Below are 10,845 nucleotides of genomic sequence, written 5' to 3'. Positions count from 1 at the left end.
CGACGCGGGCCGACGGCGACCTGAGGCGGGCCCGCCTGACGGGTCGCCCAGCATTCTCATTGACCAACCCATATCCGCGTGGTTATGGGTAAATTCATAGCCAATAGGTTATGGATTTCGATGCCAGACGCGCACGACACGCTTTTCAGAACGCTTGCAGATCCCACCCGCCGGGCTCTGTTTGAACGCCTGTGCCGTGAGGGCGAGCAGACGGTCGGCGCCCTGACCGCCCAGGCGGGCGTCTCCCAACCGGCGGTCTCCAAGCATTTGAGCGTGTTGAAGCAGGCCGGCTTGGTGCGTGACCGGCATGAGGGCCGCAACACCCATTACAGCGCGCACCTCGCCGCCCTGGCCCCGCTGACGGATTGGACCAGCCAGATGGCCGGGTTCTGGCAGAGCCGGTTCGACAGCCTCGAAGACCTGCTGAGAAGGATGGATCAATGAGCAGCGCCGCCGCCGAAACCCTCTCCGTCGTCGTCGAGCGCGAGATCGCCTTTCCGCCCGAAAAGATCTGGCGCGCCCTGACCCAGCCGCACCTGATCGAGGCATGGCTGATGAAGAACGATTTCCAGCCGCTGCTGGGCCACAGCTTCAACCTCAGCGCGGACTGGGGCGTGCTGGACTGTCAGGTTCTGGCGATCGAGCCGAACCGGACGCTGTCCTACACCTGGAACGGTCTGGGACTGGAGAGCGTCGTGACCTGGACCCTGACCCCCACGAGCACCGGCACTCAGCTGCGCATGGAGCAGGTCGGCTTCCGGCCCGACCAGCAGATGGCCTATCGCGGCGCCATCGCCGGATGGCCCAGGTTCTTCTCCAGCCTGGAGCAGGTTGTAGCGCGGGCCGACTGACGGCCCGCTTGGTTGGTCTTTCAAGGAGACACCCATGAACAGCTGGATCCGCCAGGCTCACCGCGCGCTGTCCGTCGCCTTCACGGTGGCGGTCATCATCAACATCGTCGCCCTGGTGCAGAAGGCGCAGGCGACCTGGATCGGCTTGCTGGCCTTGGCGCCGCTCATCCTGCTCATGCTCAGCGGCCTCTACCTGTTTGTCCTGCCCTACGCCGCCAAGTGGCGACGCACTGGCCGATAGGCTCGATGACCAGGACACCCGCTACCTCGACATCCGGGAGCGCGACACGCTCGACGAAGCGCAGCTGGCGGACTGGATCAGGCAGGCCAGCCAGCTCCCCGGCGAACGCATGTGACCTGTGCGAAGGACAACAGATGAAGAAGGCGAACATGACAACGGAGAGCTCAACCAACGACGGCGCGTCCCCGTCCCAGCTGATCGATGAGCGGATCCGGGACCTGAGTGATTGGCGGGGTGAGACCCTGGCGCGCGTGCGGCGGCTGATCAAGGAAGCCGACCCAGAGGTGGTCGAGGAATGGAAGTGGCGCGGGGTGCCGGTCTGGTCGCACGCCGGGATCATCTGCACGGGGGAGACCTATAAGGCCGTGGTGAAGCTGACCTTCGCCAAGGGCGCCGCGCTGGAAGACCCCTGTGGCCTCTTCAACTCCAGCCTTGAGGGTAACACCCGGCGCGCCATCGACATTCATGAGGGTGCGCAGATCGATGAAGCGGGGTTGAAGGCGCTTGTTCTCGCGGCCGTGTCGCTCAACACCGCCCGCCCGCAGAAGAAATCCAAGAGCGCCTAGCGCCATCCGTAGTTGAAACTGATGGAGATGCGTTCCCGCTTGGCGGCGTTGGCGGGTACCTCGTGGCGCAGCCAGCTTTCCCACAGGATCAGGCTGCCGGGCTCGGGCTGCAGATAGACGAAGGTCCTGGCGCTCTCCTCGGCGTCAGCCAGTCGCGGCGGGGCGGCCATCATCAGCGGCAGGCGCGGGTCCTCGAGCTTGAGCGCGCTCGCCCCCTTGGGGGTGGCGACATAGACCGTGCCCGACAGCACGCTGTGGGGGTGGATGTGGCCGGAGTGGGCCGCGCCGGGCCGCAGGATATTGACCCACAGACTGTCCAGCTTCAGGCGGCCGCCGCGCAGGTCCAGGCGCAGGTCGGCGGCGAAGGCCTTGGCGTGGCGATCGAGCTTGGTCTTGAGCTCGCCGAACACGCTGGCCCGCTGCGGCAGGTCGTCGAGGGAGGCGTAGGAGGTGTAGCCGCCATAGGCGTTGGTTCTGCACCAGGCCTGGCCGGCCATGTCTTCGTCGGCCAGCATGCGGCAGGCGTCTTCGAGTTCGGCGTTGAAGCCCTCGAACCCCTTCTCGGCGGCGAGGGAGGCTTCGTAGACCTGGGTGACGAAGAGCGGACGCGTTGGCATGCGTCCGCGCTAATGGCCCTAGGCCAGGATGTCCAGCAGGCTGTCGGTCATCTCGCCCGCCGTCCCGATCACCGCCAGGTTGGCGCTGAACTCGTGCTTGGCGGTGATCTGCTCGACGGCCTCGTGGGCGTAGTCCACGCTGAAGGCCGGATCGCCCATGCGGACCGTCCGCTGGGCGGAGGCTTCGAAGCGTTGGCTGGCGGCGAACAGGCCGTACTGCGCCGTGGCGATGGGGTTCATGGTCAGGCCCTCCGTGAACCTGACCCTGAACCCCCGCGGTAAAGGCTTCGCCAGCGAAGATGGTGAACGGCTCAGGCGTAGGCGTATTTCGGGCTCCAGGCGGTGACGCCCTCTGGGATCATGTCGAACAGGTGATAGGTGATGCAGAAGTCGTCGCCAGGGCCGAGTTCGGCGTCGGAGACCCGCACGATCTGGTCGCCGCGCTTCTGGAACACCGAGACGCCGGGATGCCAGCCGCCGCTCGCGCCGCGATAGCCCATGTCGGCCGCGAAGCTGGAGCCTTCATGACTGACCATCGGGAAGCGCCAGCCTCGGCCGGCGGCGAAGTCACGCTGGACGACCGGAGTGTTGGGGGTGGAGAGCACGAAGGCCGCGCGGCTGGCCAGGTGCTCATAGACCCCATTGAAGCCGTCGGCCCACATGGTGCAGCTGGTGCAACCGGTCCCCATGTTGTGGATCACGAAGAGGTCGGTCTTGTCGCCAAACAGCTGCGACAGCGCGACGGGCCCTTCCAGGGTCTGGAAGACGTAGTCCTCGACCGGTTGCGGTTCGACGGACTCCTGCACCTCGCGCATCTTCTGGCGCAGGGCGGCGATCTGTGCGCGGTGGCCGATCAGGGTGTCCTTGGCTTGGGCGTAGTTCATCACCGGTCATCCTTCTTGGATTGGGCGCGCTCGTCGTCGAGGCGCAGGAGGTGTTGGGCGAGGGTGTCGAAGCCGGCCTGCCAGTACTTGGCGTAGCGGTTCATCCAGACCGCGGCGTCGTGCAGGGGCGCGGCGTCCAGGGTGCAGCGGCTGATGCGGCCGCTGCGGGCCTGATGGACGAGGCCCGCGCGGACCAGGACCTGGATGTGGCGGGAGACGGCCTGGAGCGAGATGTCGAAGGGGGCCGCCAGTTCCGAGACCAGCAGGGCGCCCTCATCCAGACGCACCAGGATGGCGCGCCGGACAGGGTCCGACAGGGCGAAGAAGACTGCGTCGAGGGCATCTTCGGGCGCCGCTTGCAGAGGTATCGGGGCCGAGGTCATGGGCGGATAATAATCAATACAATGATTGAGAGTCAACGAATTGGTTGATTATCTATCCGCCGAATACCTGCCACCTTTGTCGTGTGTTATGCTGCCGGAATCCTGGAGGAAATTTCGATGATGCGTAATTCGATGATCGCAGGACTGGTGCTCGCGGCGTCGGCCGGCGTGGCCCTGGCAGGCCCGATGAGTAACCCGCCGACCGAACGAACAATTTGCATCGATGTGGGCGGTCAGAGCCTGCCGGCGGTGTGCAAGGTCCCCTCCAGCCGCCTGGATAAGCGCGAGGACTTCTGCCTGTGCAACGAGGGCGTCAAGGTCAGCGCCCCGGTCTGCGGTCCGGGCGAGCGGGCGCCGGCCGAGAACATCGCCTACGAGAAGGCGCGCAAGGCCGCGTCCCGCGACGGCAGCCTGATCGGCGACCTCTATGAAGGCCGGGGGATGTGCGTCGCCGCCCGGGACCCGGGCAGCAGCTTCTAGAGCGCGGGCTACTTGCCGAGCGCGCCGTAGACCAGCTTCTGGAACACCGGCAGGGCCACCCGGCCGCCCATGCGCTGGCCGGTGGCCAGCTGGCTGGCGGCCTCTGGGCCCAGCGGCATGGAGTTCTGGATCAGGTAGAGCATCACCATGTCTTCCGCAGGGTCGGCCTGCCACCAGGTTCCGAAGGCGCCGGGCCAGCCGAAGGCGCCCTTGGAGCCCGCGCCCATCCAGGCCTGCTTCTCGGGATCGACGATCACCGAGACGCCGAGGCCGAAGCCCTGGCCCATCCAGAAGGGGATGCCCATGAAGGGGATCTCGCGCTGGGCGTCGGTGAGCTGGTTGGTGGTCATCAGATCGAAAGTGGCGGGGCTGATGAGCCTCACGCCATTCAGCTCGCCCTTGTTCAGCATCAGGCGCGCGAAGGTGAGGTAATCGTCGGCCGTCGAGATCAGGCCGCCGCCGCCGCCGCAGAAGGCCGGCGCGGCTTCTTCGTGCGGGAAGGAGACGTCCTGCAGTTTGTCGGTCTCGGGATTGATCCGGTAGAGATGGGCCATCCGGTCGCGCTTCTCCGGCGGGCACCAGAAGTCGGTGTCGGTCATGCCGAGGGGCTGGAAAATCCGCTCCATCAGAAACTCGCGGAAGCCCATCCCGGCGATGCGGCCCACCAGGAAGCCCAGGACGTCGGTGGCGTGGCTGTAGTGGAAGCGCTCGCCTGGCGGGAAGGACAGCGGCAGGGTGGCCAGCTTGGCCATCCACTGGTCGGGCGTGTTGGGGTTGGAGAGCGGCGCGCCCAGCGCCTTTTCATAGGCGTGGGCGAAGGGCCCCACCGAGGTGAAGCCATAGGCCAGGCCCGAGCGGTGGGTCATCAGGTCGTCGATGGTGATCTCGCGCGGCGCGTCATAGACCTGATCGACCGGCCCGGTCGGATCCATCAGAACCTTCATGTCGGAGAACTCGGGCGCCCACTTGGTGATGGGGTCGTCGAGCTTCACCTTGCCCTCCTCCATCAGCATCAGCAGGGCCACCGAGGTGATGGGCTTGGTCATGGAGGCGATGCGGAACAGGGTGTCGCGGGTCATGGGCTTGCCGGACGCGATGTCGCGCAGGCCGATGGTGTTGACCTGGGCGACCTCGCCCTTGCGCCACAGCAGGGTGACAAAACCCGACAGGTCGCCCGCGTCCACCACGCCCTGCAGGCTGGGGGCGATCTGGGCCAGGCCCGCCGTGTTGAAGCCGCCCAAGGATTGATCGCCGTCCATACTGATTTCCACCCTGTTGGCGCGGACTTCGTCGCCGCGCGTTCACCGGCTGATTGCGCCGGGTGACGCAGGCGCCGTCAAGCAAAAGGCGAGGGCTCTTGCGTCCGATTGGGGCCCCTGCGCGTAAACGTCTGGAACCTGCAGCCGACCGGACCGCCCATGACCCATCCTCTCCGGCTCGGCCTGGCGGCCGCGACAGCCGCCCTCACCGCGGCCTGCTCGCCGCTCACCATGTTCTCCACCCTGACGCCGAAGGACCCGGCGACCCGGGCCGATACCGGGGTCGCCTACGGCCCGCTCTCGCGCCAGAAGCTGGACGTCTATGCGCCGCGCAAGTCCACAGCGCTCGCGCCGGTGGCCGTCTTCTTCTATGGCGGGTCTTGGGATTCCGGGCGGCGACAGGACTACCGCTGGGTGGGCCAGGCCCTGGCGGCCCAGGGCTATCTGACCATCGTTCCGGACTACCGGATCTTTCCCGAGGTGACCTATCCCAGCTTCCTGGAGGATGGCGCAGCCGCGGTCCGCTGGGCGGCCGACCACGCCAAGGACCTAGGCGGCGACCCCCGCCGCATCGTTCTGGTGGGCCATTCGGCCGGCGCGTACAACGCGGTGATGCTGGGGTTCGACACGCGCTATCTGCAGGCTCAGGGCGTTGACCCCAAGGCCATCCGGGCGGTGGCGGGTCTGTCGGGCCCCTATGACTTCATCCCCATCGATGGACCGGTCACGCGCCGCACCTTCGGCGGCGCGGCCGACCTCGCCGCCACTCAGCCGTCGCAGTACGCCAGCCGATCCGGTCCGGCCGCTTTCCTGGCCACCGGGGACGCCGACCGCACGGTCTATCCCCGCAACACCAAGCAGCTCGCCGCCGCCATCCGGGCGGCGGGCGGACAGGTGGAGGAGAAGCACTATGCCGGGGTCGATCACGCCGGGTCGGTGCTGGCGCTGTCTCGGCCCTTCCGCAACAGGGCCCCGATCCTGGCCGACATGACCGCCTTCCTGGACGGCGCCGCCAAGTAGGCGCGCGGTTGACAGCTTCGCCCAGGGCCGCCAAAGCGTGACCATGGCTTGCGCCCCGACCCACGCTCAACAACCGCAACACCGTCCTTTGGCGGTGCGGGTGCGCGCGATCTGTTCGGGATAGCTTTCGAACCTATCGAATGAGCCCCCAACCCCGCCCGGCCGGCGGGGTTTTTCTTTGCCCGCCGGGCTTTCCCTTCAAGGAGACCCTGATGACCAAATTCTACCCGTCCGAAGACGCGGTCGGCCACGTCGCCCGCGGCATGATCGAACGCACTCTGCCCAAGGCGGAGTGGACCCACGCGGCCCATTTCGCCGCCTGCCTCTGGCTGCTGAGAGACCGGCCCGCAACCAGGGTCGTGGCGGACCTGCCCCGGCTGATACGCGCCTACAACGAGACCACCGGTGTCGAGAACACCGACACGGCGGGCTATCACCACACCATCACCCTGGCCTCCATCGGTGCGGCGGCCGAGTTCCTGGGACGCTATCCCGAGCATCAGCCGCTGCACGAGGTGGTGGACGACCTGATGGTTTCGCCGCTGGGGAACCCCGGCTGGCTGATGGACTACTGGACCCGGCCGCGCCTGTTCTCAGTGGAGGCGCGGCGCGGCTGGATGGGCCCGGACATTCGCGCGTTTCCGTATCGGGTCGGTTGATGGGCTCGGCTGTTTCGGCCACGGTCGGCGCCATGTCGCAGCCCGTGCAGATCGTGATCCTCAACGGCTGCGGCAGCGCCGGGAAGAGCTCGACGGCCCGGGCGCTGCAGGAGATCTGCGCCCGACCGTTCCTGCATGTCGCCATGGACGCCTTCCTCGACATGCTGCCCAAGGCGATGTTCGGCCACGCCGACGGCATGATTTTCGAGACGCTGGAGGAGGGCGGCAAGCGCTCGGTGGCGATCCGCACCGGGCCGGTGATGGACGCCGCCATGCGCGGCATGCGCCAGGCCATCGCGGCGATGGCGGGCCAGGGAAACCACCTGATCGTCGATGACGTGATCCTCAATCCCGCCGACGAGGCCGACTACCGCAACCTGCTGTCGGGGTTCGAGGTCCGCTTCGTGGGGCTGTTGGCGCCGCTGGAGGCGCTGGAGGCGCGAGAGCTGGCGCGGGGCGATCGGGAGATCGGGCTGGCGAGGTGGCAATACGACCGCGTGCATGCGGGCCGGGTCTACGACCTGGAGATCGACACGGCGGCGACGACGCCGGCGCAGAACGCGGTGCTGATCCGGGACGCGTTCGGGCTTTAGGACATCTTCCTCCCCTGTGCAGCGGAGCGGAACGGGGGAGGGGAGGAAAATGCTCACCTGAACCGCCGCCCTCTTTCCTCCCCCGTTCCGCTCCGCTGCACAGGGGAGGAAAACGCCCACCTCAACCCGTTCGCAAGGGAGGAAAGAGGCCGTCCTACGGGCGCAGGCCTGTCATCGAGGCGGCGAGGACGCGCAGGCCATCGGCGACCTCGTCGGCGTTCTGATAGACGGACGCCGCCGGGATCCGGTGCACGATGAGGCCGCGCGCTTCCAGGAATCGGTCGCGTCTTTGGTCGTGAGCGATCTGCTCGGCCTCCCCGTGACCATGACCGTCAATCTCCACGACGAGTCGGGCGCTGGGACAGAAGAAGTCCAGGATGTACGGACCGAGGGGATGCTGCCGTCGAAAGGCCGGCACATTTGTCAGACGACGACGAAGCCGGGACTAAAGCATCACCTCCGGCTCCGTCATCGACCGGCGCAGAGTCTTGGCGCGCCTCGTGGTCAGCGTCAGAGCGCGCATGGAGTTCCGCCCCTAGCCCCTCACGGACAAGCCTGACCCGCCCGCTTGCGGTCGTAGGCGGCCACCAGGCTTTGATAGGGGGGCAGGAAGGTGTGCAGCTTCACCGGCTTGCCGTCCGTCGAGGTCCCGGCGACGCCGGAGCGGATCTCGAAGTGCATGTGGATGGTGGTGGGGGTGCCGCCGAAGTCGTTGGAGGCCTTGCCCAGGTTGTCCCCGGCCTTGACCACGGCGCCTTCCGTCACCGCCAGCTGGTTCATCCGCATGTGCAGGTAGCGATAGACGCGGTGCGGCGGCGCGGACCCGGTCAAGGTGACGGTGTAGGTTCCCATGTCGGTGATGATCCCGTCCTCGGCGGCCACCACCCAGTGCTTGTCCTTCTTGCAGGTGGCCGGGCGAATGTCCTGGCCCTGGTGGCCCTTGCCGTTGGCGCAGAGGGGGCTCGCATGGCCGCGGCTTTCGCAGAAGTTGTCGCGCCACGGCAGGCTGTAGTTGCCGGCGTCGCACTGGCTGGGCTTGTCCTTCGGGCCCATGCCGCCGCCCGCCCCATAGACCTGGGAGTTGGCGAAGGCGTCGTCGGCGAAGGGGAAGCAGAGCTGGGGCGACCAGGTGGTGCGGTCGAGATAGCCGGAGCCCGACTTCGGCAGCAAGTCGCCGGCCGGGAAGTGGCCGAAGCTGCCGGCGGCCGGGGCGTCGGGGGTCTTGACCGGATCGGCGGGGGCCTCGGCCTGGGGCTCGTCGGGGAGTTGCTCGGCGCCGCCGTCGCCGACCGGTTCATCGGGCTCGGCCGGGGCGCCGCCGGGCAGGGGGCCTCCCGGCAGGATGTCGCCGGCCGTGGTGGGCGGCGGGGCGGAGGACGGCGTTCCAAACCAGCCGGAATTGTATCCCACCAGGGCCAGGACCGCGAGAATGATGAGGATGAGGAGGATCAGAGGCGCGCGCATCTCCTAGACCCCAAGTCCGGCGGCCTGGCGGGCCGCCTTGCCCATGACGACGACGGTGCTCCTGGCCACCAGGGACCGCACATAGGTCTCGTTCCGGCAGCGGGGGTCCGAAGGCGCGTCGCAGCGCAGTTCGGCGGTGTAGAGCACGCCGTAGCGGACAAAGCTGGCCAGCTGGCCGTCCACCGTGCGCTGCACCACCAGCTGCTCGGGTCCGATATTGGGCAGGTTCAGCTTGGAGCCCGCCGGCAGGGGGGTGGTCGCCGCCGTGCCGGTCAGAGAGACCCGCGCGCCGGAAAGGTTGGCGGTGATCGAGTAATAGTCGCCAAAGGAATAGATCCGCGCGCCGCCCATCAGGTCAGGGTCGGCGGGCAGCAGGATCGGCAGCCGGGTCTTGTCCACCGCGGCCTGATCCAGGCCGCGTCCGACGGGGGCGTTTCCGCCGCCGCTCTGGCGCAGGCCACCCACCGCGCCGGCCCAGTCGACGCCTCCGGGGGCGGGAGGGCGCGTGACCGGAGGACGGGTCGCCCCGGGGCGGGGCGATGGCGTGGGCGCCACCTGGGCGTTGGCGGTCACCGCGGCCAGCGCCACGCCCGTGATGATCACGCCTCGGATTCTTGAGTTTCGCATTGGCCCCCCGCCATCACGTCAATGTCAAAGTCTCGCGCATTTGAGCTTCGCTGTTAACCCGGGGTTGCAGCAGGCGTGTGAATTTGGCGGTCTCGCGCCGAAAACGCCGAGTAATTCGCCGGGTGATTGAGCCGAGGCGAGAATTCAGGTTGACGCAAGGTCAACATGTTGCGTCGCGGCAATTGAACGGGCGCGCCTTACTGGCTATATGAAAGTCCCTGTCGCGGGGCAGATTGCTGACCGCGCCCTTGTGCGTAAGGACGGCCGATGCTGGTGACCCTGATGAAGGCCAAACTCCACCGCGCGACGGTGACCCAGGCCGACATGGACTATGAAGGCTCCATCGCCATCGACCGCGAACTGCTGGACGCCTCGGGCATCCTGCCGCACGAGCAGGTGGACGTTCTGAACATCACCACCGGCGCCCGCTTCACCACCTACGCCATCGAGGCGCCGCGTGGCTCCAAGGTGATCGGGGTCAACGGCGCCGCCGCCCGCCTGGTCCAGAAGGGCGACAGGGTCATCATCGTGACCTACGGCATGCTGCCGGCCGAGGAAGCCCGCAACTATTCGCCGACCGTCGTGCTGTTGAACGACGCCAACGAGATGAAGCAGGCCGCGTGAGCCCGCGCCTGACCCTGGCGGCGGCCCTGGCTCTGAGCCTGTCGGCATGCTCGCCGGCGGTCCTGAAGGGCGTGGACATCGCGGCCCTGGATGCGGCGATCAACGACAAGGTCGGGGACCCGGGCACCTGCGTTCTGATCGGTGAGACCCGTTCGGGGGAAGTCGTCCACCGCTTCGGCTCCAACGTCACCTGCGCGCGCGCCCTGCCGGCCTGCAACGGCGCGACCCGGACCCTGGAAGACCTGTTGAACCTGACGGCCAAGAGCCGCCAGCCGGTGAACATCAGCTGCCCCAGCTCGCCGGACGGCGGGCGGACGGTGGGCTGGGCGGCCGGTCCGATCGAGACCCACGACGAACTGGTCTACGCCGCGGCCATGGAAGGCCCCAACACCCCGCCCGGCGTGGTGATCGCCGACAAGCTGAGGGCCGCCTTCGAGAAGGTCGGCCTGATCAAGCGGTAGGCGCTCCCTTTCCTCCCCTTTAGCGAAGCGTAAGGGGGAGGGGGACCGCGCCGCAGGCGTGGTGGAGGGGGCGAGCCCCATCCAGGGCGCCCCGTCGCGGGGGGGGGGGGGCGGGG

At 67.7% G+C, this 10,845-nt stretch carries 18 protein-coding genes; 10 read left to right on the top strand and 8 right to left on the bottom strand.

Annotated features, from left to right (window positions below; translation table 11 throughout):
• Positions 1–120 precede the first annotated feature (120 nt).
• The 4 genes from RMO97_RS07470 to RMO97_RS07455 all read left to right on the top strand — a co-directional run bounded on the left by RMO97_RS07470 (position 121) and on the right by RMO97_RS07455 (position 1,658).
• Positions 121–444, top strand: coding sequence for a metalloregulator ArsR/SmtB family transcription factor (locus RMO97_RS07470; RefSeq protein WP_310540009.1), 324 nt, complete (start codon positions 121–123; stop codon positions 442–444).
• Positions 441–851: an SRPBCC domain-containing protein gene (locus RMO97_RS07465; RefSeq protein ID WP_310540007.1), complete on the top strand. Its 411-nt coding sequence runs from the start codon at positions 441–443 to the stop codon at positions 849–851. The genes RMO97_RS07470 and RMO97_RS07465 overlap by 4 nt, the downstream gene beginning before the upstream one ends.
• A gap of 34 nt (positions 852–885) precedes the next feature.
• Positions 886–1,092, top strand: a complete 207-nt coding sequence (locus RMO97_RS07460; RefSeq protein WP_310540005.1) for a hypothetical protein — start codon at positions 886–888, stop codon at positions 1,090–1,092.
• A gap of 134 nt (positions 1,093–1,226) precedes the next feature.
• Positions 1,227–1,658: a DUF1801 domain-containing protein gene (locus RMO97_RS07455; RefSeq protein WP_310540004.1), complete on the top strand. Its 432-nt coding sequence runs from the start codon at positions 1,227–1,229 to the stop codon at positions 1,656–1,658.
• Here the strand turns inward: RMO97_RS07455 and RMO97_RS07450 are convergent.
• The 4 genes from RMO97_RS07450 to RMO97_RS07435 form a co-directional block, all read right to left on the bottom strand.
• Positions 1,655–2,275 carry a TIGR02466 family protein gene (locus tag RMO97_RS07450; RefSeq protein WP_310540002.1) on the bottom strand — a complete coding sequence of 207 codons (621 nt, stop codon included), beginning with the start codon at positions 2,273–2,275 and terminating at the stop codon, positions 1,655–1,657. The genes RMO97_RS07455 and RMO97_RS07450 overlap by 4 nt on opposite strands.
• An 18-nt stretch (positions 2,276–2,293) precedes the next feature.
• Positions 2,294–2,515 carry a flagellar hook protein FlgE gene (locus tag RMO97_RS07445; RefSeq protein ID WP_310540000.1) on the bottom strand — a complete coding sequence of 74 codons (222 nt, stop codon included), beginning with the start codon at positions 2,513–2,515 and terminating at the stop codon, positions 2,294–2,296.
• Positions 2,516–2,586: 71 nt separating this feature from the next.
• Complete coding sequence (locus RMO97_RS07440) at positions 2,587–3,159, bottom strand: DUF899 family protein (RefSeq protein WP_310539998.1); 573 nt, start codon at positions 3,157–3,159, stop codon at positions 2,587–2,589.
• Complete coding sequence (locus RMO97_RS07435; RefSeq protein ID WP_310539997.1) at positions 3,159–3,542, bottom strand: metalloregulator ArsR/SmtB family transcription factor; 384 nt, start codon at positions 3,540–3,542, stop codon at positions 3,159–3,161. Before RMO97_RS07435 ends, RMO97_RS07440 begins: the two co-directional genes overlap by 1 nt.
• Positions 3,543–3,659: 117 nt before the next feature.
• On the opposite strand from RMO97_RS07435, the gene RMO97_RS07430 reads away from it, so the two are divergent.
• Complete coding sequence (locus RMO97_RS07430; RefSeq protein ID WP_310539995.1) at positions 3,660–4,022, top strand: hypothetical protein; 363 nt, start codon at positions 3,660–3,662, stop codon at positions 4,020–4,022.
• Positions 4,023–4,030: 8 nt separating this feature from the next.
• Here the strand turns inward: RMO97_RS07430 and RMO97_RS07425 are convergent, their stop codons facing one another.
• Positions 4,031–5,281 (bottom strand): serine hydrolase domain-containing protein, encoded by a 1,251-nt coding sequence (locus RMO97_RS07425; RefSeq protein ID WP_310539994.1) that lies wholly within the window; start codon positions 5,279–5,281, stop codon positions 4,031–4,033.
• Between the two features lie 159 nt (positions 5,282–5,440).
• Here RMO97_RS07425 and RMO97_RS07420 point away from each other — a divergent pair, with 159 nt between their 5' ends.
• The 3 genes from RMO97_RS07420 to RMO97_RS07410 all read left to right on the top strand — a co-directional run bounded on the left by RMO97_RS07420 (position 5,441) and on the right by RMO97_RS07410 (position 7,553).
• Positions 5,441–6,301, top strand: a complete 861-nt coding sequence (locus RMO97_RS07420) for an alpha/beta hydrolase (RefSeq protein ID WP_310539993.1) — start codon at positions 5,441–5,443, stop codon at positions 6,299–6,301.
• Between the two features lie 212 nt (positions 6,302–6,513).
• The gene (locus RMO97_RS07415; RefSeq protein WP_310539991.1) at positions 6,514–6,960 is read left to right on the top strand and encodes a hypothetical protein; all 447 of its coding nucleotides are present in this window, start codon (positions 6,514–6,516) and stop codon (positions 6,958–6,960) included.
• Complete coding sequence (locus RMO97_RS07410; protein WP_310539990.1) at positions 6,960–7,553, top strand: phosphotransferase-like protein; 594 nt, start codon at positions 6,960–6,962, stop codon at positions 7,551–7,553. The genes RMO97_RS07415 and RMO97_RS07410 overlap by 1 nt, the downstream gene beginning before the upstream one ends.
• 154 nt (positions 7,554–7,707) lie before the next feature.
• Here the strand turns inward: RMO97_RS07410 and RMO97_RS07405 are convergent, their stop codons facing one another.
• From RMO97_RS07405 to RMO97_RS07395, 3 genes are all read right to left on the bottom strand, one after another.
• Complete coding sequence (locus tag RMO97_RS07405; protein WP_310540011.1) at positions 7,708–7,980, bottom strand: endonuclease domain-containing protein; 273 nt, start codon at positions 7,978–7,980, stop codon at positions 7,708–7,710.
• Between the two features lie 116 nt (positions 7,981–8,096).
• Positions 8,097–9,017, bottom strand: coding sequence for a M23 family metallopeptidase (locus tag RMO97_RS07400; protein ID WP_310539988.1), 921 nt, complete (start codon positions 9,015–9,017; stop codon positions 8,097–8,099).
• A 3-nt stretch (positions 9,018–9,020) separates the two neighbouring features.
• Positions 9,021–9,620, bottom strand: a complete 600-nt coding sequence (locus RMO97_RS07395) for a hypothetical protein (RefSeq protein WP_310539987.1) — start codon at positions 9,618–9,620, stop codon at positions 9,021–9,023.
• Positions 9,621–9,911: 291 nt separating this feature from the next.
• Between RMO97_RS07395 and panD the strand changes: the two genes are divergently transcribed.
• Together panD and RMO97_RS07385 are read left to right on the top strand one after the other, a co-directional pair.
• The gene (panD, locus tag RMO97_RS07390) at positions 9,912–10,268 is read left to right on the top strand and encodes an aspartate 1-decarboxylase (RefSeq protein WP_310539985.1); all 357 of its coding nucleotides are present in this window, start codon (positions 9,912–9,914) and stop codon (positions 10,266–10,268) included.
• On the top strand, positions 10,265–10,729 hold the full coding sequence (locus RMO97_RS07385; protein ID WP_310539984.1) for a hypothetical protein: 465 nt from the start codon (positions 10,265–10,267) through the stop codon (positions 10,727–10,729). Before panD ends, RMO97_RS07385 begins: the two co-directional genes overlap by 4 nt.
• Positions 10,730–10,845: the final 116 nt, after the last annotated feature.

This window comes from Phenylobacterium sp. (genome assembly GCF_031425575.1).
Taxonomy (GTDB): domain Bacteria; phylum Pseudomonadota; class Alphaproteobacteria; order Caulobacterales; family Caulobacteraceae; genus Phenylobacterium.
The sequence above is the reverse complement of the archived record's forward strand: the minus strand, read 5'-3'. Positions and strand labels throughout refer to the sequence as shown.

Coding starts and splice junctions, on each gene's coding strand:
- RMO97_RS07470 (WP_310540009.1), top strand. CDS start 121: ATGCCAGACGCGCACGACACGCTTTTCAGAACGCTTGCAGATCCCACC.
- RMO97_RS07465 (WP_310540007.1), top strand. CDS start 441: ATGAGCAGCGCCGCCGCCGAAACCCTCTCCGTCGTCGTCGAGCGCGAG.
- RMO97_RS07460 (WP_310540005.1), top strand. CDS start 886: ATGAACAGCTGGATCCGCCAGGCTCACCGCGCGCTGTCCGTCGCCTTC.
- RMO97_RS07455 (WP_310540004.1), top strand. CDS start 1,227: ATGAAGAAGGCGAACATGACAACGGAGAGCTCAACCAACGACGGCGCG.
- RMO97_RS07450 (WP_310540002.1), bottom strand. CDS start 2,275: ATGCCAACGCGTCCGCTCTTCGTCACCCAGGTCTACGAAGCCTCCCTC.
- RMO97_RS07445 (WP_310540000.1), bottom strand. CDS start 2,515: ATGAACCCCATCGCCACGGCGCAGTACGGCCTGTTCGCCGCCAGCCAA.
- RMO97_RS07440 (WP_310539998.1), bottom strand. CDS start 3,159: ATGAACTACGCCCAAGCCAAGGACACCCTGATCGGCCACCGCGCACAG.
- RMO97_RS07435 (WP_310539997.1), bottom strand. CDS start 3,542: ATGACCTCGGCCCCGATACCTCTGCAAGCGGCGCCCGAAGATGCCCTC.
- RMO97_RS07430 (WP_310539995.1), top strand. CDS start 3,660: ATGATGCGTAATTCGATGATCGCAGGACTGGTGCTCGCGGCGTCGGCC.
- RMO97_RS07425 (WP_310539994.1), bottom strand. CDS start 5,281: ATGGACGGCGATCAATCCTTGGGCGGCTTCAACACGGCGGGCCTGGCC.
- RMO97_RS07420 (WP_310539993.1), top strand. CDS start 5,441: ATGACCCATCCTCTCCGGCTCGGCCTGGCGGCCGCGACAGCCGCCCTC.
- RMO97_RS07415 (WP_310539991.1), top strand. CDS start 6,514: ATGACCAAATTCTACCCGTCCGAAGACGCGGTCGGCCACGTCGCCCGC.
- RMO97_RS07410 (WP_310539990.1), top strand. CDS start 6,960: ATGGGCTCGGCTGTTTCGGCCACGGTCGGCGCCATGTCGCAGCCCGTG.
- RMO97_RS07400 (WP_310539988.1), bottom strand. CDS start 9,017: ATGCGCGCGCCTCTGATCCTCCTCATCCTCATCATTCTCGCGGTCCTG.
- panD (WP_310539985.1), top strand. CDS start 9,912: ATGCTGGTGACCCTGATGAAGGCCAAACTCCACCGCGCGACGGTGACC.